Genomic DNA, 24,772 nt, shown 5'->3' on the forward strand with positions numbered 1-24,772 from the left:
GAAACTCAACTGGGTTAATAACCTTATCTTTGCTGCATGATGGTAGATAAGATATTGGGGAATCTGAAGATTTCTGCATTGAACAAAATGCAGGAAGCAACACTTGGTGATGCAAAAAAAGGGAATGATGTCTTGTTGCTTGCGCCTACAGGTTCAGGAAAAACATTAGCTTTTTTATTGCCCCTGTTTCTTAAACTCGATGCTTCAAAAAAAGGTGTACAGGCTTTAATCATGGTACCCTCGAGAGAGCTTTCTTTACAGATTGAGCAGGTTTTCAGGCAGATGGGTACTGGTTTTAAAGTGAACTGCTGTTATGGCGGGCACCCGGTAAAAACGGAGCGCAACAACTTTGAAGAACCTCCCGCCTTACTTATCGGTACTCCTGGAAGAATTGCTTACCACCTAAGACACGAGAATTTTGATGAATCAGGTATTGCTACCCTGGTTCTTGATGAATTTGATAAAGCACTGGAGTTTGGTTTTCAGGAAGATATGTCTTATATCATTGGGAAATTATTGTCGCTGAATCAAAGGTTTTTAACTTCTGCAACGGCAATGGAAGAGATTCCCGAGTTTACGGGGGTAAAAAATCCGATAGAGATCAATTATTTGAAAGATCAGAAGTCTGCTCCGGATCTGAAGTTGATGAAGGTCTATGCACAGGCAGAGGATAAGTTGAATACCTTGTTTGATTTGATCTGCAAGGTTGGGGATAAAACTACCCTGATATTCTGTAACCATAGAGAAACCGTAGACCGGATCAGCGATTTGCTGATTGACAAAGACCTTGCTCATGATATTTTTCATGGAGGGATGGAGCAGGATGAGCGCGAAAGAGCCTTACTGAAGTTCAGGAATGGCAGTATCAAAATTTTAATCACAACGGATCTTGCTTCCAGAGGCTTAGATATCCCGGAGGTGGAATGCATTATTCATTACCAGCTTCCTTATACCGCAGATGCATTTGTACATCGCAATGGACGTACGGCGAGAATGAATGCTAAAGGAACGGCCTACCTTATGCTGACCGATGAAGAGAAGTATCCCTTTTTAAGTGACGACCTTGAAACGGAAGAACTGGATGGCGACTACAAGCTTCCTTCCGACAGCCAATGGCAAACCTTATATATCGCTGCGGGGAAAAAAGATAAAGTAAATAAAATTGACATAGTAGGCTTACTGCTTAAAAAAGGTGGACTGCAAAAGGAAGATGTCGGACTGATTGAAGTAAAAGATCAGAGTTCTTATGTTGCAGTAAAACGCAGTATGGTAGGGAGGGTACTTTCTGCACTCGCCCAGGAAAGAATTAAAAATAAAAAAGTTAAAATAGAAGTAGCGCTGTAATATGAGTAATAACGATATTTTTAAGAAATTGCGCGTTGCGCTCCAGTTGACCAATGATGATATCATTAAAATCATGGAACTGGTTAATTTTAAGATTACAAAAAGTGAATTGGGATCTTTTTTCAGAAGTGATGATCATCCAAATTTTAAGCCATGTGGGGATCAGATCTTAAGAAATTTTCTGAACGGACTGGTCATATATAAAAGAGGGCCTAAGCCTGAACAGCAAGATAAAATCGTCTGATTTTAGTATTCTTGTAATGATAATTTTACTTTTTCTGTAATAATCCCGGAAGGCAGGTGTCTAAGACTTGTTTTCAAAAAGACATGAATACAGATCATTTGCATAATTCTGAATATCGACTGCTTGGTCTGCTCCGGGACGGAAATCAGCAGGCGTTCAGGGAGGTTTACAATCTTTATAGGAAGAAGGTAAATCGTTATGCACTTAAGATCGCTAAATCTGAAGATGTTGCAGAAGAGATTACTCAGGAGGTTTTTATCCGGATCTGGCAAAAGAGAGCGCAGATCAATCCGGATATGAATTTTGATGCTTATATGAAAAAGGTAACGCTTAATCATGTTCTGAATCATTTAAAAAAAGTTGCCAGGGAAAAATCTCTTCAAGAACAGATTTTTGCCTATATCGATCAGATCAGGAATCATACAGAAGAGGGCATTTACGAAAAAGAGTTGATGCAGGTTTATCATGATGCTATTGACCGGTTGCCTGCACAAAAGAAAATCATTTATAAAATGAGTCGTAATGAAGAACTCTCCCACGATGAAATTGCAGCCAAGCTCAATATTTCTAAGAATACTGTGAAAAACCATATGGTCGAAGCCACAAAATTTATACGAATAGCAGTCAACAAGCATGGGAGTATTGTATGTTTTTTTATCGCTTGTTCAAATTATTTTAATTCTAACTAGTCCTAAGGCACCCGGGTGTTGTATTATAGATAAGGATGCACCGAAAGGTTGCCTGTTTATGATAACATCATGGAAGAAAAAGAACAGTTTAAGTATTTATATCATCTGTACATTGGCAATCTGTGTACTGAAGAAGAGCTGAAAAGATTTTTCGAGTTGTTAAGGCAACAAAAAGAAGATAGTGAGGTACTTTCACTGCTCGCTTCTACCTGGGATAAAGTAGAACTGCAAGGAGAGCACGGTCTTAACCCTAGATTTCTAAACGATCATTTCGATACTACATCAATTCATACGCTCAAACCTGAAAGGAAGCGGGGATTTATACTTTGGAAAGCTGCTGCTGCAATTTTTCTTATTGTAGGTATAGGTTATTTGTACAGAGCAGAAGTAAGCAACTGGATAAACCCTGTTCATGAACAGCAATTGTTAAGCGCAGCCGGGGAGCGTAAACAGTTGCTGCTTCCTGACGGGACAAAAGTATGGTTAGGTCCGGGTTCTAAATTTAATTATCCCGATCGGTTTTTTGGTGTAAAAAGAACAGTTAAACTGGAAGGGGAAGCTTTTTTTGAGGTTAAACATGATTCCAGGCATCCTTTTGTTATACAAAGTGGTTCTGTAAGCACAACTGTTCTGGGAACCAGTTTTAACGTAAAAGCCTACAAATTGAAGCATGATGTGGAAGTGACCCTGGTTACCGGTAAAGTTGCTGTGGCTCTGAAAAATAATGATAGGGTAATCCAGAATACCATTGTTGCCAACCAGCAGATTCTGGTGGATAGAAAAGGTTTCAGGATGACCAAGAGAGATTTTCCTGCAGCAGCGTCATTTCTCAGTAAGCGATTGGGCTTGTTTGATTATAATGGAGAAACCCTGGGTGTGGTGATCTCTGATCTGCAGATACAGTACGGAATCGAAATAAAACTGGAAGGAAATCTGGAGGAAAGGGCTTTTTATGGCCATTTAAAGATGACAGACCCAGTAGACCGTACATTGAATAAACTATGCCTGGTTATGGATGCAATGTGGCAGAAAAAAGGAGGAATGTATGTAATTTCAAAATAAAATTGCCCGGTTATGTACAGGACATAAACGGGCATCATTAATTTCTAAACTGTCAAAGCCTGAAGAACTGATGACAGCTATTAATCAACATTAATTATAAAGTTATGAATAAATCTGGACCTAAATGGTTCTTTTGCTTAATTCTATTGATTGGTCTCGTTATTCAGATCAAGTCCTATGCTCAAAGTCCGCTTGAAAAGCGCATTAGTATCCACCTTGTTAACGAAAACCTGAAGGCTGCACTGGATAAAATTTCCAAGGTCAGCGATGTTAAATTTACCTATAATGAACAGATTGCGCAGAGCGATCTGAAAGTAAATCTGAAGGTGCAGAACAAAACGATAAAGGAGGTATTGAACGACATTTTTTCTGGAAAGCCCTATTCTTTTACGCTATTGGATAAGGAAATTTTTATACGTGCTGACGATTCGAAATCAAAAAAGCCAGAAGCCGGTTCAGCGGCTACTCAGGGTTTAGGTTCTGGGACCTTTACCTTAAGTGGATCTATTAAAGCTCAAAAAACGGGAGAAACACTGATTGCTGCAACCATAAAAGTGGCGGGCTCCCAAAAATCAACCTTGAGTAACGAATATGGATTCTATTCTTTGTCCTTACCATCGGGAAGCTATTATGTGGAAGTAAGGGCCGTGGGGTTTAAAAAATACAGTGCGCAGATTGACCTGACGGCCAATCGTATTTTTAATATAGATATGGAAGAGGATGTGAATGAACTATCTACCGTTGAAATTACCTCGTCCGGATCGAAAAGGGATTTGGACAATCCGCAAATGGGAATGGAGCGTTTAAGCATTGCCGAGACGAATAACATCCCTGTCTTGCTTGGTGAGCGCGATGTAATTAAAGCCATTCAGTTATTACCTGGTGTAAAATCATCCAGCGAAGGGGGCGGTGGCTTTTTTGTCCGTGGAGGATCAGCAGATCAGAATATGATCCTTTTGGACGAAGCTCCGGTATACAATGCGACACATTTGGTTGGTTTCTTTTCTACATTTAATTCTGATGCGATTAAGAATATTACCCTATATAAAAGTGGTATGCCTGCGCAGTACGGGGGTAGATTATCTTCTGTACTTGATATCAAAATGAATGATGGAAACAATCAAAAGTTTGGAGTAAGTGGGGGTGTTGGTATGATATCCGCAAGAGTGAATGTAGAGGGGCCGATTCAAAAGGACAAATCTTCTTTTCTTATTTCTGCCAGAAGAACCTATTTGGATATGTTTCTGAAATTGTCGGGTGATACCAATCTTAAAAATTCCTCGCTTTATTTTTATGATGTGAATATGAAGGCCAATTATTTCCTTGGTGAAAAAGACAGGCTCTTTGTTTCCGGATATCTTGGTAAAGATGTCCTGGAGTCTAAAGGGGTTAACGGAATAAGATGGGGAAACAGTACTGCAACATTGAGATGGAACCATATCTTTAATAGTAAATTGTTCTCGAATACTTCCCTAATCTATAGTAATTACGATTATACTATAAAATCTGACGGTAAAGGCAGTACCCTTTCTCTGTTTTCACAGATCAGGGACTTCAACATTAAAGAAGACCTGCAATGGTATGCGAATGAGAGAAATACCATTAGTATGGGTGTTAATGCTATATATCACACCATTAAACCTGGTGAGGTACGTGCGTCGGGAGATAATGGATATGTTTCCCAGGATCTTCAGAACCGCTATTCTATAGAAAGTGCAGCTTATATGAGTAATACCTGGAAGGCAAGTGACGCAATAAGTATAACCTATGGTTTACGTGCTTCGGCATTTAGTATTTTGGGAAAAGGAGATTACTATCAGATCAATAGTGATGGTCTTGTGACCGGGACCACCAGTTATAAAAGAGGTGAAGTGGTAAAAACTTATCTAAATCTGGAGCCAAGAGCTTCTGCAGCTTTACAATTGAACGAATCCTCTTCTTTGAAAGCTTCTTATGTAAGAAATGTTCAGAACCTGCACCTGATCTCTAACTCTACTTCAGCATCTCCAACAGATCGTTGGGTGGCCAGTACCAATATTATTAAACCGGAAACCAGTGATCAGTTTTCAATGGGCTATTATAAAAATATATTAGATAATGTTTTTGATTTTACAGCGGAGACTTATTACAAGAGTTTGAAAAACCAGGTAGATTATAAGAATGGTGCTGAGATTTTTACAAACCGACCAATTGAAACCCAACTTCTTTTTGGTATTGGAAGAGCTTATGGTATAGAATTTTCTCTAAAAAAGAAAACCGGTCGGTTAACGGGCTGGCTGGCTTATACCCTGTCGAAGTCTGAAAGAAAAATTGACGGAATTAACAACAACAACTGGTATAATGCCCGCCAGGATAGAACCCATGATATTTCAGTGGTTATGATGTACCAGTTGAATCCAAAGTGGTCACTTTCTGCTAACTGGGTATTTTCTACGGGAAGTGCGGTTACCTTTCCAATCGGAAAATATAAGGTTCTGGATCAGAATTATTTCTATTATTCAGATCGTAATGGAGATCGCATGCCCAATTACCACCGTTTGGACCTGGGCGCAACCCGCTTGTTAAAGCAGACCAAAAAGTTCTCTTCTGAGTTGAATTTTAGTTTATACAATGCCTATGGCAGGCAAAATGCCTATGAGATCAGGTTCAAAGACAATGAAAATGATCCTAGCCAGACCGTTGCTGAACAAACCTCTCTTTTTAGGTTTATACCATCAGTTTCTTACAATTTTAAATTTTAATGAGAAGAAAAGTAAATCTTACACAGATGAAACAAGTTATAAAATTTAGTCTTTTAGGTATGTTTTCGATATTAATCTGGTCTTGCCGGAAAATCATAGATATTGGTCCCAAAGAAAATAAGCCAACTTATGTTGTTGAGGGCAAGATTACAAACGAACCAGGTGTGTGCAAAGTGCTTGTTAGTAAAACAAAAAACTTAACCGACAACAATCAGTTTGAAGGGATTAGCGGAGCCGTTGTGAAAATAGAAAATAATGGAACCAGTACAGTACTTTCTGAAACAAGCAAGGGGGTTTATGAAGTAAGTACCATTCAGGGAACGCCAGGCCAAACCTATCATTTAAATGTGCAGGTGGATGGGCAGACTTTTACGGCCTCGAGTACAATGCCTGCACTGGTGCCTTTAATTGATGCTTATATTAAGTCAGGAGACTTCGACCCTCAAAATACGATTGTTACGGTCAGATATAAGGATATCCCTAATGTTAAGAACTATTATTGGTTCAGGAAATATGTTAATGACAAAAATCAGAAAGGATACGATTTGCTTAATGATGATTTTACGCCGGGTACAGAAGTAAGCGAAAGACTTTCATTTGGCAATGAAACAAATGACAAAATTAATGACTTAAAAAGTGGAGATCGTCTAAAAGTTGAAATGTCATGCATTGATGCATCAGTTTACACCTATTTGAACAGTCTCTATGGGGCATATGGTGGTGGCAATACTGGTGCAGCTCCGGCAAATCCGATTACTAATCTGAGTGGTGGGGCTCAGGGATTTTTCAGTGCGCATACCTTGCAGGCTAAAACGGTTACTATTCCATAAAATATTACTTCTAATTTCCTTTTAATTGAGCATGGTTTTGTTGGGATCAACATCATCATGCTTTTTTGTTTAACTTTATAGGAGTACAGAGGTAAGAAATAGTGTCGTTACGGGATGCTGAAAATTTTAAAGTTTTTTATTATGTTCGCATAGTATGAATTGCCTGAAACATCGTCAGACTCTAAAACTATTGTAACTTTATATTCATAAATTGTGCTGATGCCGATGAACAGGTTTTTAAACTCATATGTAAATCTATATCGTTACAAAGGCCTCATCTTTATAACTGCAATTCATCTGTTTTGCATTTCCAATCTAATTGCCCAGTCTAATTATAAGCTAACAGGAGTTGTAAGGGATTCGTTGAATCATCCTGTTCCGGCCGCAGGTATAGAAATTGTAACTGGTACTGATACACTTAAGGGGACTGCCGATTATAGAGGTAAATTTACAGTAATCGGGATTGTGACATCCGAAATATACTTAACCATAAATGCAATGGGGTATTTGCCTTTTAGCCGAAAATATACCTTTAGTCCGGAGCAAAGGAATATTGCCATACAGGCGGTAATGGAAAAGGATGTCAATACACTTAAAGAAGTAGTTATCAAAGCAAAGGTTATTCCTATACGGCTGATGAAAGATACTGTGGAATACAATACAGCAGCTTATATGGTTAGAGAGACTGACCGGGTAGAAGACCTGTTGCGTCAGCTTCCGGGCATTAACGTTGATAATGATGGTAAAGTGACAGCGATGGGTAGATCAATGACCAAGTTAAGAGTAAACGGAGAAGACTTTTTTACCAATAATGTAAAGGATTTTATTGCTCAGCTTCCGGCAGATATGGTAGCAAAGGTGCAGGTAATCAATGATTATGGGGATGAAGCGAATTTCACTGGCGTAAAGACAGGGGCTTCAGAGAAAATGCTGAACCTGGTCACTAAACCAGGACGTAATAAAGGGAATTTTGGGAATACTGCAGTCAACGGAGGAACGAATGACAGGTATGGTTTGCAAACTAATGCTAACCTGTGGCGGGAGAAAAAACAAATCGGCATAAAAGGAAATATCATCAGTACGAATAATTCTGCCGGCGTGAACAGAACGATCAGTACAGGGGCCAATTACAGGGATAAATTGAACCCGGATTTGACAGCGAGTATAAGTTATTCCTTTGATAATGTTAGAAACCAAACGCATCAGCTGGATTTCATACAGACCCTGAATTCTTTAGGTACCATATTTACAACTAATGATAACGAAAGAAATGTAAAAAGTAGCAAGCATAATTTAAACTGGAACATTCAATCTGTTAAAGAGAAAAGCTATCTGCAGGCCGGTATCATCGGCACTTTTTTGAATACAAATAATCAATATATGGGTGGTTCAAATCAAACGGGTATTATCCGGCAGGATCAGTTTAACAATACTTCAACCAAGGAATATACACCCGATTTTAACGCGAATATCGCCTGGGCTTACCGTTTTGATAAGCCTGGAAGAAACCTTTCTTTAGGAATAACAGCAAAAAACGGGACGAGCGATTTATCAGAGAATCTGGATAGCCGTACAGGTTACTATGAAGCGGGGCAGCAAACAGTAGCAAAAGATTCTGTTTTGAACCGACTGGTGGATACCAGGAACCTATCTCAGAATATAGGCGGCAGCTTTAGGTTTAGCGAGCCTATCGGAGGCAGTCAAAATGCTTCTTCCAGCCGTAACGTGGATATTTATTATAATTTTCAAATGGAAACAAATGATAATAATTTATTGACACGTATTAACAATCATACTGTAAATGGCAGGATCGTAGACTCTCTTAGTACAAAATACACTTCGAAATTTATCTCGCATCTGATTGGTGTGAGCTATAGATTTGGTTCAGATGATCTGACCTATAGTTTAGGGATGACAGCACAACCTAATCTTCTTATTGTTGATAACGAGCAGCCGGTCAGTCAGATCCATCATACAGGATTTAACCTTGCTCCAGTGGTCAATTTGAGTCTGATCCTTTCCCAGAAAACGAGTATCACATTTTTATACAATGGAAGTAGTGTCGCTCCGAATCTTGCTCAGCTGCAGCCAGTACCTAATACCAGAAATTTACAAAATATAGTGATTGGAAATCCAAATCTCCGTTCAACTTTCAATCACAATTCCAGCTTAACCTATCAGAACAGCAATCCGATTAATGGAAGGGCATTAATGTTAGGGATTAATTCTAATTTTGTACAGGATCAGGTGGTGAGTAATGTCATCCTGAAGCCAGACACACTAAACAGTCTGAAACAGGAAACCCATTTTGAGAACGCCAATGGAACTTATGGAATTGATGCCTTGTATTCCTGGTCAAAACCTTTTGTAGAGAATAAATTTAATGTAGAGTTTCGGGGAAGTGTGGGTTTTGCCAATAATGTGTCCTATACAGATAATATCCTGAACAACAACAGGGGCTTTAATTTATCGCAGACAGCTATGTTGAGGATGAACCAGAAAGGGATTACGCTAAGCACAGATGCAAATTACACGTATAGCAGCAATAGATATTCCCTGCCTACGGGTGTATTAAAGGACATCCAGATCTATGAATTTAATGTCAATTTAAAAATGTTTATTACACCTACCATATCTATTGGACTGGATGGTTCCAAGCGAATTAATATTGGTTATGCTGTAGATGCTAAAAATCCATTGATCATTAACACCAGCATTCAAAAAACCTTCTTTAAAAAACAACAGGCTACCTTAAAACTCCAGGCTTACGACCTATTTAATCAAGGAAATTCTTTGATCCGAAGTGTGGTGGATAATTCCATTACAGATAGTAGAAATACCCAGATCACCAGGTATTTGCAGTTGAGTTTTAGCATTAACCTCCAACAATTTGGAGGTTAATGCCAATAACTTAATTAAACGAGTTTTTTATATTTAATACGATGTGGAGTAATATCTCCCAATCGTTTTTTGCGGTTTTCTTCGTACTCGCTGTAGTTACCTTCAAAGAAGTAAACCTGCGAGTCGCCCTCGAAAGCTAAAATATGTGTACAAATGCGGTCAAGGAACCATCTGTCGTGACTGATCACTACTGCGCAACCACCAAAATTTTCCAAAGCTTCTTCCAGCGCTCGTAGCGTATTGACGTCTATATCATTGGTTGGCTCATCGAGTAAGAGCACATTAGCCCCTTTTTTCAGGGTAATGGCCAAGTGCACCCGGTTTCTTTCTCCTCCGGAAAGGATACCTACTTTCTTTTGCTGGTCTCCGCCATTGAAATTGAATTTAGAGACATAGGCACGTCCGTTCACTGCTTTGTTACCAAGTTGGATATTGTCTAAACCATCGGTGATGTTTTCGTATACTGTTTTGTTTGGGTCCAGGTCGTTGTGCATCTGGTCCACATAACCTAAAGCTACGGTTTCACCAACACGGAAGGTACCGGTATCCGGGGTTTCCTGTTCTGTAATTAAGCGAAATAAAGTTGTCTTTCCAGCTCCATTTGGTCCGATAATTCCAACAATTCCAGCGGGAGGAAGGGAGAAACTCAGGTTTTCGAAAAGTATTTTATCACCATATGCTTTGGTGACATTATTGGCTTCAATTACAACATTCCCCAATCTTGGACCAGCCGGGATAAACAGCTCCAATTTGTCTTCTCTTTCTTTTCCATCTTCCGAGGCCAGTTTATCATAGTTCGACAAACGTGCTTTAGATTTTGCATGTCTGGCTTTTGGTGCCATACGTACCCATTCCAGCTCACGTTCCAGGGTTTTCTGGCGTTTGCTTTCTGTTTTTTCTTCCTGTGCAAGGCGTTTGGCCTTCTGATCTAACCACGAAGAATAGTTCCCTTTCCATGGAATACCTTCACCACGGTCTAATTCCAGGATCCAGCCGGCAACATTGTCCAGAAAATACCTATCGTGGGTTACGGCAATTACAGTTCCTTTATAGTCTTTTAAGAATTGCTCCAGCCAATCAATACTTTCTGCATCCAGGTGATTGGTTGGCTCATCCAGTAATAAAACGTCTGGTTCCTGTAAAAGCAATCTGCACATGGCGACACGTCTGCGTTCACCTCCTGATAAAACGCCTATTTTTGTCTCAGGATCTGGGCAACGAAGCGCATCCATTGCACGTTCCAGTTTAGAATCTAATTCCCAGGCATTAACGGCATCAATTTTATCTTGAAGTTCGCCCTGGCGGGCCATCAATTTATCCATCTTATCCGCATCAGAATAATTCTCTTCTAAACCGAATGCTTCATTAACTTCTTCGTATTCTTTTAAAATGGCGGTAATTTCAGCTACGCCTTCCTCCACAACTTCCCGTACAGTTTTATTCTCATCCAGCTCAGGTTCCTGTGCAAGATAACCTACAGAATAACCGGGAGAGAATACGACCTCACCCTGGAAAGATTTATCAAGGCCGGCTATAATTTTTAATAAAGATGATTTCCCTGAACCGTTCAGACCAATAACGCCTATTTTTGCGCCATAGAAAAAGGAAAGGTATATGTTTTTTAGTACTTGCTTCTGAGGGGGATAAATCTTATTTACACCCGCCATTGAAAATATTATCTTTTCGTCCATGCTTGTTATTTCGTTGTATTAGATAAGTTTTAAAAAAAGGCGAAGTTTTCGCTTGTTAAAACGAACAACATGTCAAGCTTTCTGTTGACTGCGCCCTGTATTTATGGCAAAGATAAGAAAGGAAAGTCAGTAAAAATTTGTGTATTTGATATTCCATATCATTACCTGTGTTAATCAATTGGATGCAGGTGGACTTGTTTTACTCGTCAAAAATGTGGTTTGACTAATGATCAAGCTATATTTTGAATAAGGAAACTTTGGTTTCAGTCAGTAGTGAAGATCATTTAATCATGTTATTGCGCCATTATTGAAAATATATACGCAACTTTGTCTGGTAAATCTGTAAGGTTATGACAATTTTGCGTATGTACGCCAAGGCAAACTAAGAATAAAAAGCTACGGTTTTTGTTTTTCAAAAAACAAAAAAAACAAAAACCGTCTTTAATGTATAATCAAAGGCTAGCGTTTACAAATAAGACAGTACAAAAAAGAACATTTTTTCGTCTGACATAATTACTTCTAGTTCTTACAGCCAGACTGAATAAAGTCAGAACATAGTAAGTTTTGTGAAATAACGGCAGTTCAGAGATCTTTTTCCACGGATATGGCGTAATTGTTGATAAAATAATAAAACTGGTCGCGCTTATTTATAAAACATTTTTATAGTTTAGAGCATTCCGGTTTAGAAAGGTTATATATGGAAGCTAAATTTTCACCACAAGTTAAAGACGTGATTTCGTTTAGCAGGGAAGAAGCCCTGAGATTAGGTCACGATTATATCGGCGCAGAACATCTTTTATTAGGCTTGATTCGCGAAGGCGATGGTATGGCTATTAAGATATTAAAATCATTAGGGGTCGATACATCTAAATTGCGTCGTTCAATTGAAGACGCTGTTAGAGGCACTTCCAGTGTTACGGTTAACCTTGGGAACATCCCGTTAACTAAACAGGCTGAAAAAGTACTGAAGATTACTTATCTGGAAGCTAAAATATTCAAAAGCGACCTGATTGGTACAGAACATTTATTGTTGTCTATTTTACGCGATGACGATAATATTGCTTCACAGATCTTATTACAATACAGCATCAACTACGAAATTTTCAAACAGGAAGTTGAAGTGAATAAGAACGGTTTCAGAGATGATCCTCAAGGTAGTGCTTCTACTGGCGGTGATGATGATTACCGTGAAGAAGAAAGCTTCAGCAGCCCTAAGAAAGTTTCTGATATCAAATCTAAAACTCCGGTACTGGATAATTTCGGAAGAGATTTAACTAAAGCTGCTGAAGAGGGGCGCCTGGATCCGATTGTTGGCCGGGAGAAAGAAATTGAGCGTGTGTCGCAGATCTTGTCCCGTCGTAAAAAGAATAATCCTATACTGATTGGTGAACCCGGAGTTGGTAAATCTGCTATTGCAGAAGGATTGGCTTTGAGGATTGTACAACGTAAAGTATCCAGAGTGTTATTCAACAAACGTGTGGTTACTTTGGACCTTGCTTCTTTGGTTGCAGGAACAAAATATCGCGGACAGTTTGAGGAACGCATGAAAGCCGTGATGAATGAACTGGAAAAATCTACAGACGTGATTCTGTTTATCGACGAGATTCATACCATTGTTGGAGCGGGCGGTGCCTCCGGATCTTTAGATGCATCCAATATGTTTAAACCGGCATTGGCCAGGGGAGAAATACAATGCATCGGTGCAACAACATTAGATGAATATCGTCAGTATATTGAAAAGGATGGTGCTTTGGACCGTCGTTTCCAAAAAGTAATGATTGAACCGGCTACACCTGATGAGACCATTGAGATCCTGAACCGTATCAAAGAAAAATACGAAGATCACCATGGTGTTACCTATACAGATGAGGCTATTAATGCCTGTGTAGCCTTGACTTCACGTTATATTACAGACAGGTTCCTGCCGGATAAAGCTATTGATGCTTTAGATGAGGCAGGTTCAAGGGTGCACCTGACCAATATTCATGTTCCTGAAAATATTATTGATATCGAAACCAAGATCGAAGACATCAAGGTAGAGAAAAATAAAGTGGTTAAAAGCCAGAAATATGAAGAGGCAGCCAAGCTTAGAGATACAGAAAAAAATCTTTTGGAAGAGCTGGATCGTGCTAAGGCAGAGTGGGAAGCAGAAACAAAAACAAAACGTTATGTAGTTTCTGAAGAAAACGTTGCAGAAGTGGTTTCTATGATGACTGGTATTCCATTGCAAAGGGTAGGACAGACAGACAGTCAAAAGCTGTTGAATATGTACGATACTGTTGCGCAGAAGATCATTGGTCAGGACGATGCGATTAAGAAATTAACTAAAGCCATTCAGCGCACCAGGGCAGGATTGAAAGATCCTAAAAAGCCTATCGGGTCCTTTATTTTCCTGGGACCAACAGGAGTAGGTAAAACAGAGTTGGCCAAAGAACTGGCAAGGTTCATGTTTGACAGCGATGATGCCTTGATCCAAATCGACATGAGTGAGTATATGGAGAAATTTGCTGTATCCCGTTTAGTGGGTGCGCCTCCAGGATATGTAGGTTATGAAGAAGGTGGTCAGCTGACTGAAAAAGTTCGTCGTAAGCCATATGCCGTGATCTTATTGGATGAGATTGAAAAAGCCCATCCGGATGTATTCAATATTCTGTTGCAGGTGCTGGACGAAGGACAATTGACAGATAGCCTGGGCCGTAAGGTCGATTTCAGAAATACGATCATCATTATGACCTCTAACATTGGTGCACGTCAGTTGAAAGATTTCGGTCAGGGTGTTGGCTTCTCTACTTCGGCAAAAACCAATCAGGTGGATGCACATTCCAGAGGCGTTATTGAAAATGCGTTGAAACGTGCTTTTGCACCAGAATTCCTCAACAGGGTAGATGATGTAGTGGTATTTAATACCCTGGGTAAAGAAGAGATTTTCAAAATCATTGATATTGAATTAAAGTCATTATTTGGCAGGGTTCACAATCTGGGTTATGAGATCAAATTAACTGAAGGTGCTAAAGACTTCATCGCTGGTAAAGGATTTGATCCGAATTTTGGAGCAAGACCACTTAAACGTGCGATACAAAAGTACCTGGAAGATCCTATTGCAGAAGAAATTCTGAAAGGAGAAATTCATGATGGTGACGTGCTGGAAATTGATTACGATAAAGAGACTGATCAGATCGTAGTAGTCAACAAGAACTCAGGTAAGAAAAAAAGGAAAGAAGAAGGAGCCTAAATTAAAAAGGCAAATAAATGAAAAGTCCTGCAGGGTTATCCTGCAGGACTTTTTTTTAAAAGAAACTTAGCTGTGAGCCGGGTATCTGGAAAAGGCTGGAATCTAAACGAATTCTGTCGACGTTGAGTTTATTTAATCGACAATGAAGATTAAAAGTATCCTTGATCATTTTGGAGATATTTCCTCCTCCAAGCATTCTCTGGCCAAAACGACTATCATTAACCTGTCCTCCGTGGCAGGACTGGATCATGTGCCAGACTTTATCAAATCGATCCGGATAATTCTTCTTCAGCCAGTCTTCAAATATAGACCCTATGGCTCCGTTTAATCTTACTACAGTATAACCTGCGTTTTTTGCGCCATAATCTGCAATCGTTTTTAAAATTAAAGGTACTTCATGATCACTCAAACCTGGTACCAATGGCGCAACCATAACGCCCATGGGAATACCTGCTGAACTCAATTGCTCAACAATTTTTAACCGTTGACGTGCAGTTGTGGTTCTGGGTTCCATTCTGGAACGTAAGTCTTCATTCAGGCTGTTAATCGATACATAGACCATACATAGATTTAATTTTGCCAATTCCTGCAAGATGTCCTTATCTCTTAAAATCAGTGCATTTTTTGTAATTAAACCAACTGGCTGTTTATAGGCAAGTGCAATTTCCAGCAATTGCCTTGTGATTCTGAACTTCCTTTCGGCTGGCTGATAGCAATCGGTATTTCCGGAAAGTGAAATGATCTCCGCATTCCAGCTCTTTTTTTCAAGGAACTTCCGGAACAATTCAGGCGCATCTTTTTTTACTATAATTTTTCGTTCAAAATCAAGCCCTGCACTAAAGCCCCAGTATTCATGTGCATTTCTGGCATAACAATAAGTGCAACCATGCTCGCAACCCTGGTAAGGATTCAAAGAATAAGCCATTCCTACGTCCGGACTTTCTACTTTGTTGACTATAGATTTCGATTGGCCAAAAATAAATGTGGTTTTGCTGTTCTCGGTTTCCCAGTCGTCAATTCCCTCCACATGTTCTTTAACATAATCATTTTTTAGAAAATGGTTGTGCGGATTAAACTGAGAACCGCGACCTTTTAAATAATTATCTTCTTTTTCCTGTTCTGCTGCCATAAATCAAAAATACTAAAAATATTAGTATTTTTGATTTATTTTGAAGGAATTATATAATCCATAGGAACCATATCTGCAATCTTTTCATATGCCCAAAAACCCTCAAAGAGCAGAGCTTTGGGCTCATGGATACCTCCGGATGCATAAAAATGTACCGGAGCCTGTAATAAATGAACTACAGATATTTCGTAATTGGGTACATCCAGTGGTCTGCCTACAGAGTGTCCGGAGTTATTGGTATAATCAACGGTTTCCAGTTCCTTGGTGTACATTACATATAAATCGTCTTTATAGTTCATAGTTTTGAGGTTGGGTTGATATTGCCTCACCAGTGTATCTGTTAATACCTGTGCCCGATTTAAAGTACTGATCTCTCTCGGTAGTTTTTTTAGGGTCATCCAGTAGTTGAGAGAATCATTAACAGCCGAGCCAAAACGGATTACCCCATGCTGGGCCTTGGTTAATCTTTTAATATTGGCATTAATCAGACTATCCGGCGGTCTGCTGGTATTGTTGATTTTAATGAGTTTGTTGATAATGAAACCTTCCTCTTCGCTTCGGCCCTGGTAAAGAGATTTAAAAAAGTGTTGAGAAGAACCATAATAGGCAATTTCTCTGTTCTTTGCCCAGAGCCTTTTCTTGGAGCCGGAACCCTTTAACTCCTCAAAGTTTGGTAAGCCTGCATAATAAACAATATGCGTGTTGTAGTTGTACTCAAAGAATTGAAGCATGTATTTTAGCCTGTACCCCAATGCTTTGTTTTCAATCACCAGGAAATCATTAGATTTAACGGTCAGTACCCTCATGTTATCATCGTAATCGGTATAGAGGACTTGAGGATTCAGGATTTTGCATTTTGTTGCATTGGGTGTCTTACCGATAAAGAATTCTTTAAAAAGATTAATATAGCGTTCGCGGTTTGGATCCGTACGAATCACAACTTCATTCAGTTGGATGGTGTTTTCCTGCAAAGTGATCTCGATAACCGCCGATTTGTCGGATAGGATTACATTTTTGGTATAGGGTAAAAATCCCATCATTTGTACCAGCACATCGTAATTCCCTGGTTTGAGATTGCCCAGTATAAACTTCCCATCATTGGTGGTCACTGTCGCGGTCTTATAGCCGCTCAGATAGATCCCGGCTCCTGGAATAACCTCACCGTTTTTATCCTTAACCTTTCCGGATATGGAAAGGTTCTGCGTGAAGCCAGAAACAGAGAAGATTAAAAGGAAAGCCAGGAGGTATAGTGATCTGATCATGAAAGCTAATGTAGCTAAATATTAGATACTTAAAAAAGGTCTATCTGGCTTTATATTTCAGTAATTCTTTTGCATTTTCAAGAGCCGATTTTCCAGGTGGTTTTCCACTGAGCATTTCAGCAATAACATAAATACGGTCTTCTTTATTTAATCTTCTGATTCCGGTGGTTGTTTTCTCAGAACTTTCATTTTTATAGACAAAGAAATGCGAATTGCCCTTTGCGGCAATCTGAGGAAGATGGGTAATACAAACAACCTGCATATTCTGTTCCAGTTCTCCAATAACCTGGCCTACCCGAAGAGCGACCTCACCGGAAATACCAGTATCTATTTCATCGAAAATCAGGGTCGGTAAATCGGAATGTTTAGCCAGAATAGATTTAATGGCCAGCATGATCCTGGATAATTCTCCGCCGGAAGCGACCTTAGATACCGGCGCAGGCGCCTGTCCATTATTGGCAGAAAACAATAGAGAAATGCTATCCTTACCATCTTTATTGATCTCTTTGAGCAAAGTTTGTTCAATTTTAATCTTTGCATTAGGCATTCCTGTCTGGGCCAGAATCTGGTCAACCTGACTTTCTGCAGCCTTAATGGATTTGCTGCGGTTAAGAGACAAAACTGCTGCTGCCTTTTCCAGACTGGCCTTTAGTTTCTCTGTTTCTACTGTTAAACGTTCAATTTCCTCATCGCCACTGATGATGAGGAGCAGATTATCTGAAAGCTGATCTTTCAGTGCAATTAGTTCAGCAATACTGTTTACTTTATGCTTTTGCTGTAAGGTATAGATTACATCCAGACGATGGTTGATGTCTTCTATCCTGGCCGGACTAAAAACTACGTTTTCTTCCAGTATGGAGAGCTCGTCACTAATGTCTTTCAGTTCTATAAAAGCAGATCTTAAGCGCTCGTTGAGCTCTGTATAGGAGGTATTAAACTGTTCCACCGATTGCAGTTGATTGATGGCTTCTTTCAGGACTGGCACAACAGAAACCTCCTGTTCACTCAGCAACTGGTAACTGTTTAACAGGCTGCGTTTAATCGACTCTGCATTGTTTAAGGCTTCCAGTTCGTTTTCCAATGCCTCTTGTTCTGCTTCCTGCAGATTGGCCAGTTCCAGTTCATTAAACAGGAACTGTTCATAATCCTGTTTGTTTCTGGCCTCATCCGCTTTTAGCTGTAGTTCCTGCAATTGTTGCTGGTTCTTTTTGTATTGCCTAAAATCTTGTCTGTAGCTGTTCAGCTGAGCTTCGTGATTGGCCAGACCATCCACTACAGCCAGTTGAAAACCGGGATCGTTCAGTTCCAGAGTGGCATGCTGAGAGTGAATGTCAATCAGCCGTTCGCCCAATTGTTTCATGACAGACAGGGTAACCGGTGTATCATTGATAAATGCCCTGGATTTTCCATCTATAGAAATTTCTCTCCTTAATATACTTTCTTCATGAAAATCAAGATCATGTTCTTCGAAAAGAGGAACCAGTTTATTGTTTTTCAGTTTAAAGGTGCCCTCTATAATACACTTTTTCTCCTGGTTGAAAAAGTACTTTGTCTCTGCACGCTGTCCCAGTATCAGGGAAAGGGCCCCAAGCATAATAGATTTTCCGGCTCCTGTTTCACCAGTGATAATGTTCAGGCCTTTGTCCAGCTCCATTTCAACATTATCAATCAAAGCATAGTTGCGTATAGAAAGTTTTTGTAGCATATCCTTCGCTAAATTAGGAAAACTCTTACTCAATATACTTATTCTTTATAAAGAAAAAACGGCAGGAGAAATACGCCTGCCGTTGGTTTTTAATGATGTGTGTAGGTTAATTTTTTGCTGCTGCCTCTTCTTCCTTTTTCTTTCTGAGCTGCTCAACATCTTTATTGAATTTAGATTGCAGTTCTTTGTATTCCGGAGAGCCATAAACCGCGTTTAGGTCTTCCATTTTTTTCTTCCATTCGGGAGAATCAAAATGTATCTGTATGTTTTGGGCGGTTTTGATCATTTTTTCCTGCTGTTTTTTCCATTCAGGAGAATTGAAATGTATCTGTATGTTTTGAACAGTTTTGATCATTTTCTCCTGCTGCTTCTTCCATTCTGGTGAATTGAATCGTTTTTCAATTTCTTCTGCATTCTTCTGTATGGTGATCTGCTGTTTTTTCCAATCCTCAGAATTAAACTGCTTCACCAGGTTTGCACTTTGGATCTGAATATTCTCCATCTGTTTTTTCCACTCCGGAGAGGCGATCATGATTTGTATATTGTTTGCAACATCATTGGTCAGTGGGGAAAGAACCAGCTGTAAACTATCGGAATTGAGGGATAACGCACCATTTGATGTAATTGCACGGAGGCTGTCGGGAAGTTCCTGGATGGAATTATATTCTTTTTTTACACCATTCTTATCGGTGGTGATGATCTTTATTTTTTTCTTTTTTGTCGTATCAGATGGAAGCAGAGTCCTCTGAAAGCTTCTTTGAGATGAAGCAGCAAATGCGGTTTCATGGATTGCTTTTTTGAATACCTTCTTAGAGGATTCCAGAGCGGCCTTAGAAGGGTTGATCCAAGCCAGGGAAGCAATAGTTGCTACGGTAAGGAAAATCACAAAGATCTGTTGTTTGATGTTAATGTAATTCGTTTTCATATCAGTAATTCTTTTAATGCGTTGATAAAGGTGCTGCTGATTACCACTTGCAGCCATAGATAGGGCAGGCGTGTGTTTTTGTTTGATCAACTCAAGCTGCAGCAAAGCATGAGCATATGTCAATGGAGTACCTGTGCGTTTTACAACCAGATCATCACAAGCATGCTCACGCTCTATATCAATGAGTTTGCTGCACATCCAAACAAAGGGATTGAAAAACAATATCGTTTCAATGGCAGTTTTAACCAGATTTAACAAGTAATCATTCCTTCTGATGTGTGAAAGCTCATGGATGAGTATAGATTCCACGTGGCTCATTTCCAGCTGCGCAACGAAGGCTACCGGAAACAAGACAATGGGTTTAAAATAACCCAGTACCAGAGGAACATTTACATGTTCAGATAGGTAAAACCCGATATTCTTTTTAATCTGGAGATCGTTTTTTACCGTGTTGAAAAGCTGTCTCCAGTTTTCGGGAACAGCGGAAGTTGCCGCATTTTTTAACTGCAAAAGTTTTAAATATCCGGAAGTAACTATGCCCATTTGTAAAACAATGCCAATAAAGTAAAGAACAACCAATATAGGAAAGAAACTTTCGGCCCTGGTGCTTAAGGAAGTTGGAAAAGTATAATTGTTAATGGAAAGAAGTGTTTCCTGCCGAACTGACGTTGGCGCAGGAATCTGGAATACAGAACAAAATGTGATACAAAAGGCAATGAATATCCCGCAAACAGAAGCATAAGCCAGGTTGTGCTTAATCCTGGCACTGATCCGTGGAAATCCCTGGAACAGAATAAACAGTAGGATATATACTGCTGCCCCTTGCCATAATGAATGAAATATACTCCAGCCTGTTGCTTTGATGAAATTGTTTACCAGTGCTTCCATTTTTTTATTTTTTACTTAGTTCATCTAAATACTTTTTTATAGAATTGATCTCGTCTTCACTTGCCGTGTGGTTCCCGAGCGCCTGCATGACCAGTCTTGCGGCAGAGCCATTAAAAACATTATCGATCATTTTATTGACCAGTTGCTGTTGTGTTTTTTGCTGATTGACTAGCGCGCGATAGATATGGGTTTTAGAAGAAGTATCTCTGGATACCAAACCCTTTTCATGCATGATTTGCATTAGTTTCAAGGTAGTTGTGTAACCCGCTTCTTTATTCTTTTCCAGGATTTCATGCACTTCTCTAACCGTGCAGTCTCCTTTCTCCCAGAGGATCTGAAGAATCTCTAGTTCGCTTTCGGTTGGTTTGGGAGAAATATTAGTGTTCATTATTTGTGTACGAATTGTTTCGTAATCAAATGTACGAATATATTCGTATAAACAAAATATTTTTAAAAAATAAGGGTATAGTGGTGTTTAAGGCTAAACTATAGTGTTTTTTTGATTTGATCGTATTTGCTGATGTTGGCTGGATCAATATCAATAAGCAAATTGTAGGCACTCATCTTATCCTGAGGATTGGCTAAGGAGAATACCCCAACAATTTCCTCTGCTTTAGCAGCAAAGTAAACATTAGGAAATATAGACCCTAATTTTTGCTTGTCCATTTGTTGTAGTTCAGGAAGAAATGATAGAATATTTTTTGTTGCTTTAAGGCTATTGTCCTGAAGCAGATCCAGTCCATTGATGTGGTAGTTGTAAATGAAAGATCGTAGCTGTTCAAAACTGTTGTTCAATAAGTTTTCATTTAACCAATACCTGTTACGTAAGCCGTCGTAAGCTTTCCATCCGGAGTTTCCTCCGTTCTGTGCCAGGTTCATAATGTTCTGAGCTTTGATAAACATTTGGGTGCCCCCCATTTTGCTGAAGGTGTCTTTATCCAGTCCAATCATGGTATATGCATAGTAGGAGAGGAGAGAGCCCAGGTTGGAAAGAAAATTTTGGTCTGAAAAGTCCAGGGGCTGACCATCGTTATAATTGAAATCGAAATCCTTATCGCTCATGTTCAGCAGTGTGCTGCTATAGGAGGAGCCAAATACAGGTCTTCTGGATTGTATCTGTGCTTCTGCTTTATAGGCCGAACTTCCGTCCCAGCTGTTGATCGTAATTATGAAATTGCATTCTATTCTTTCCTGGGGAAGATAAGTCTCATTCGTCCATTTATTGTTGTTTAAAAAATCCCTTATGGTGGTTTGCAGGGCTTCTAAATTCTTCTTGTCTATATTTTGTACCTGTGGTGCCAGTAGCTGTACTCTGGCATTAATTTCCTGGGCCTTTAGACCTGAAATAAATATAGAAAGGAAAATAAACAGAAGGAGTTTCTTCATTCTTTTAAGAGCGTTAATATTTCGGTGCTGATGTCTTTTGCCACATCAGCTTTAGACTTTACTTCAAAAGTCTTTTTTTCAAAGTTCTTATTAAAGATAGTAATTTTATTGGTATTGGTTTGAAAGCCTGCTCCCTTATCATTGAGGGAATTTAAAATGATCAGGTCCAGGTTTTTCTTCAGTAGTTTGGCCTTGGCATTGTCTTCTTCATTTTCGGTTTCCAATGCAAATCCAACCAGAATCTGCCCAGGGCTTTTCTGCGCGCCCAGTGTAGCAAGAATATCTGTTGTTTTTTTGAGTTCAATAGAAAGATCATTGTCCTTCTTTTTTATCTTCTGGCTGGCAACGTGAAGTGGTGTATAGTCTGCCACTGCCGCACTCATGATGATGATGTCCATCTCCTCAAAGCAAGCTTGGCTGGCTTTGAGCATTTCTGCTGCACTGACCACATCAATCCTTTTCATGGGATGAATGCTGACTTCTGCAGTTGGGCCGCTAATGAGTGTGACTTCTGCGCCCAGTTCCACGAAGCGGTCTGCTATGGCAAATCCCATTTTTCCCGAAGAATGATTACCAATGAAACGTACCGGGTCTATGGCTTCAAATGTAGGGCCAGCAGTAACCAGTACTTTTTTACCTGCTAAAGGAAGTTTTTTTTTAAAGGTGCCTGCTAAAAATTCCGTGATTTCCTCCGGTTCTGCCATTCTTCCCTCTCCGTAAAGTCCACTGGCCAATTCTCCGTTATTTGGAGAAATAATGGTGTTTCCAAAGCTTTTAAGCCTTTCTATGTTGGATTGGGTACTTTTATGTTTCCACATGTCGAGATCCATTGCAGGAGCAAGGAAAACTGGACATTTGGCTGATAAATAAACTGCAGAAAGAAGGTTGTCACAGAGGCCATTCGCCATTTTTGCAAGTGTATTGGCGCTGGCAGGGGCAATGATGAGCATGTCGGCCCAAAGACCCAATTCTACGTGATTGCTCCAAACACCAGTTTCTTTTTCAAAATACTGGGTATATACTGGATTTTTAGAAAGTGTAGCGAGGGTAAGCGGTGTAATGAAATTTGCCGCATCAGAGGTTAAAATAACCTTGACGTTTGCGCCAGCTTTGATCAGTAATCTTACGAGTACTGCTGCTTTATAGGCAGCTATACTGCCACAAACGCCAAGGATGATGTTTTTATTTTTTAGCATGGTATATTAATGCAATTGAGTATGCAAGTTAATCCCTATGCAGCTATTTATTGTTGTTCTTTAGCTGGATTTCTATGGTATACTTTTCCATTCAGAAACTCATCAATAGAGATCAAAGTTGGTTTAGGCAAACGCTCATAGTGTTTACTGATCTCAATTTGCTCTCTGTTTTCAAAGATCTCTTCCAGATTGTCGTTAGATGAAGCGAATTCAGCAAGTTTGCCATGTAATTCTTCTTTCATGTTATTGGAAATCTGATTTGCCCTTTTAGCAATAATTACTAAAGACTCATATATATTTCCGGTACTTCTATCTAAATCATTTACATTTCTAGTAACCGTAGTATTCGGTACAGCTGGTTTATTAGTATTCATTATTTGTTGGGGGTTTTAATCGTGTTCGTACTATCTCTCTTTGCCTCTTTTTCCATTGTGGCTTTATATTTTGCATTTTGCTCTGCCAAGGTAGTCATATAGCTTTTTGCTCTTACGATGCCAGCTTCACTGTCGCTTTTTAAATCTTTAACTTGTTTTACCAGTTTGCTTTCCGGATGGGCTTCAAGGAACTCGTTGGCATAAGAGATGGCCTCGTTATACCTGTCTTCCTGGCGGTACTCCAAACTGTTTTTTGCATATAGATATTGTGATTTTACAATCAGCATATCCATTTCTTCTACGTATTTAATATCGGGGAAATCGATCTGTGCATTTTTTAAAGCAACTACAGCAGCTTTATAATTACTCAGGTCATAACCGCCCAGTTCATAATACATCTTTGCATTTTCAAATGCTTTTCTTTCCAGTTTGCCTCTAAGGTCGCTGATGTATTCACTTGCTTTGGCTACACGGTCACTTTTTGGATATAAGTTGATGAACAGCTGCATGGCATCAATGGCTTTATAGGTGTTTTCCTGATCAAGCGTGTATTCTGGTGAATCCAGGTAATAGCAATAGGCGCCCATGTACCTGCATTCTTCTGCGTGTTTACTTGTTGGATAGGTATCTGCGAAGTATTTAAACTGAAACCTTGCGGTTGTATAGTCCTTAAGATTAAACAGCGTAAATGCATAATGATAGTTGAGTTCTTCTGCTTCAGATCTTCCTCTGTATTTTTGAGAAAGGTCTTCAAAAAGGATCAGGGCTTTTGAATAGTCCTTTTTGTTATAGAGCCTCATTGCTTCCTGATACTTTTTAGCTACGTCATTACTGAGTCTGATTTTCTCAAAACGACTTTTACAACCAGCTATGCTTAGCGCTATAACAGTGAAACTTAATATAAATACGTGTTTAATTTTAAACATTCTGCAAAGATAAGTTAATAATACGATACCGTCAATTAAAAATAATAGCCGCTAAGCTAGATAAAGGGAGCGAACCTTTCAAGACCTTAACATTATTTAACAAATAGAGGATATGTAAAGGAATTTGTTGACGTTGTTCTGTTTGCGAATTTAAATTGTTTTTAGAGATTGTGTTCCTTATATATATGTCAAATATATATAATAGAACAATTATTTAGGTTGATTAAAAAGGATTTAATTTTATAAT

General features: G+C 39.2%; 18 protein-coding genes. 8 read left to right on the forward strand and 10 right to left on the reverse strand.

What is annotated here, in order from left to right:
• The first annotated feature begins 36 nt into the window (after nt 1-36).
• From R2S08_RS23235 to R2S08_RS23265, 7 genes are all read left to right on the forward strand, one after another.
• Nucleotides 37-1,344 carry a DEAD/DEAH box helicase gene (locus R2S08_RS23235; protein WP_316837393.1) on the forward strand — a complete coding sequence of 436 codons (1,308 nt, stop codon included), beginning with the start codon at nt 37-39 and terminating at the stop codon, nt 1,342-1,344.
• A 1-nt stretch (nt 1,345) separates the two neighbouring features.
• Nucleotides 1,346-1,588 (forward strand): DUF1456 family protein, encoded by a 243-nt coding sequence (locus R2S08_RS23240; RefSeq protein WP_108555094.1) that lies wholly within the window; start codon nt 1,346-1,348, stop codon nt 1,586-1,588.
• Nucleotides 1,589-1,671: 83 nt separating this feature from the next.
• Nucleotides 1,672-2,277 (forward strand): RNA polymerase sigma-70 factor, encoded by a 606-nt coding sequence (locus tag R2S08_RS23245; RefSeq protein ID WP_316837394.1) that lies wholly within the window; start codon nt 1,672-1,674, stop codon nt 2,275-2,277.
• A gap of 69 nt (nt 2,278-2,346) precedes the next feature.
• Nucleotides 2,347-3,339: a FecR family protein gene (locus R2S08_RS23250; protein ID WP_316837395.1), complete on the forward strand. Its 993-nt coding sequence runs from the start codon at nt 2,347-2,349 to the stop codon at nt 3,337-3,339.
• Nucleotides 3,340-3,443: 104 nt separating this feature from the next.
• Nucleotides 3,444-6,080: a TonB-dependent receptor gene (locus tag R2S08_RS23255; RefSeq protein ID WP_316837396.1), complete on the forward strand. Its 2,637-nt coding sequence runs from the start codon at nt 3,444-3,446 to the stop codon at nt 6,078-6,080.
• A 26-nt stretch (nt 6,081-6,106) separates the two neighbouring features.
• The gene (locus R2S08_RS23260) at nt 6,107-6,910 is read left to right on the forward strand and encodes a DUF4249 domain-containing protein (RefSeq protein ID WP_316837397.1); all 804 of its coding nucleotides are present in this window, start codon (nt 6,107-6,109) and stop codon (nt 6,908-6,910) included.
• 225 nt (nt 6,911-7,135) lie between these two features.
• A complete protein-coding gene (locus R2S08_RS23265) occupies nt 7,136-9,811 on the forward strand; it encodes an outer membrane beta-barrel protein (protein WP_316837398.1) in 2,676 nt (891 codons plus the stop codon).
• A 14-nt stretch (nt 9,812-9,825) separates the two neighbouring features.
• Here R2S08_RS23265 and ettA read toward each other — a convergent pair whose 3' ends face one another.
• Nucleotides 9,826-11,502 carry an energy-dependent translational throttle protein EttA gene (gene ettA, locus R2S08_RS23270; protein ID WP_316837399.1) on the reverse strand — a complete coding sequence of 559 codons (1,677 nt, stop codon included), beginning with the start codon at nt 11,500-11,502 and terminating at the stop codon, nt 9,826-9,828.
• 697 nt (nt 11,503-12,199) lie between these two features.
• Between ettA and R2S08_RS23275 the strand changes: the two genes are divergently transcribed.
• On the forward strand, nt 12,200-14,734 hold the full coding sequence (locus R2S08_RS23275) for an ATP-dependent Clp protease ATP-binding subunit (RefSeq protein WP_133778615.1): 2,535 nt from the start codon (nt 12,200-12,202) through the stop codon (nt 14,732-14,734).
• 55 nt (nt 14,735-14,789) lie between these two features.
• On the opposite strand, the gene R2S08_RS23280 is transcribed toward R2S08_RS23275, so the two are convergent.
• The 9 genes from R2S08_RS23280 to R2S08_RS23320 all read right to left on the reverse strand — a co-directional run bounded on the left by R2S08_RS23280 (nt 14,790) and on the right by R2S08_RS23320 (nt 24,525).
• The gene (locus R2S08_RS23280; RefSeq protein WP_316837400.1) at nt 14,790-15,863 is read right to left on the reverse strand and encodes a PA0069 family radical SAM protein; all 1,074 of its coding nucleotides are present in this window, start codon (nt 15,861-15,863) and stop codon (nt 14,790-14,792) included.
• A 35-nt stretch (nt 15,864-15,898) separates the two neighbouring features.
• Complete coding sequence (locus tag R2S08_RS23285; protein WP_316837401.1) at nt 15,899-17,125, reverse strand: carboxypeptidase-like regulatory domain-containing protein; 1,227 nt, start codon at nt 17,123-17,125, stop codon at nt 15,899-15,901.
• A 40-nt stretch (nt 17,126-17,165) separates the two neighbouring features.
• Entirely contained in the window at nt 17,166-18,830 is a 1,665-nt protein-coding gene (gene recN / locus R2S08_RS23290; RefSeq protein WP_316837402.1) for a DNA repair protein RecN, read from the reverse strand.
• A 106-nt stretch (nt 18,831-18,936) separates the two neighbouring features.
• Nucleotides 18,937-20,643 carry a M56 family metallopeptidase gene (locus tag R2S08_RS23295; protein ID WP_316837403.1) on the reverse strand — a complete coding sequence of 569 codons (1,707 nt, stop codon included), beginning with the start codon at nt 20,641-20,643 and terminating at the stop codon, nt 18,937-18,939.
• Nucleotides 20,644-20,647: 4 nt separating this feature from the next.
• On the reverse strand, nt 20,648-21,031 hold the full coding sequence (locus R2S08_RS23300) for a BlaI/MecI/CopY family transcriptional regulator (RefSeq protein WP_166643990.1): 384 nt from the start codon (nt 21,029-21,031) through the stop codon (nt 20,648-20,650).
• A 98-nt stretch (nt 21,032-21,129) separates the two neighbouring features.
• On the reverse strand, nt 21,130-22,029 hold the full coding sequence (locus R2S08_RS23305) for a DUF4835 family protein (RefSeq protein WP_133778609.1): 900 nt from the start codon (nt 22,027-22,029) through the stop codon (nt 21,130-21,132).
• Nucleotides 22,026-23,225 carry a bifunctional phosphopantothenoylcysteine decarboxylase/phosphopantothenate--cysteine ligase CoaBC gene (coaBC, locus tag R2S08_RS23310; RefSeq protein WP_316837404.1) on the reverse strand — a complete coding sequence of 400 codons (1,200 nt, stop codon included), beginning with the start codon at nt 23,223-23,225 and terminating at the stop codon, nt 22,026-22,028. Before coaBC ends, R2S08_RS23305 begins: the two co-directional genes overlap by 4 nt.
• Before the next feature lie 47 nt (nt 23,226-23,272).
• The gene (locus tag R2S08_RS23315) at nt 23,273-23,599 is read right to left on the reverse strand and encodes a DNA-directed RNA polymerase subunit omega (RefSeq protein ID WP_133778607.1); all 327 of its coding nucleotides are present in this window, start codon (nt 23,597-23,599) and stop codon (nt 23,273-23,275) included.
• Nucleotides 23,599-24,525 carry an outer membrane protein assembly factor BamD gene (locus R2S08_RS23320; protein WP_316837405.1) on the reverse strand — a complete coding sequence of 309 codons (927 nt, stop codon included), beginning with the start codon at nt 24,523-24,525 and terminating at the stop codon, nt 23,599-23,601. The genes R2S08_RS23315 and R2S08_RS23320 overlap by 1 nt, the downstream gene beginning before the upstream one ends.
• Between the last annotated feature and the right edge of the window lie 247 nt (nt 24,526-24,772).

The sequence above is a fragment of the Pedobacter nutrimenti genome (assembly GCF_032678445.1).
GTDB classification, from domain to species: Bacteria; Bacteroidota; Bacteroidia; order Sphingobacteriales; family Sphingobacteriaceae; genus Pedobacter; species Pedobacter nutrimenti_A.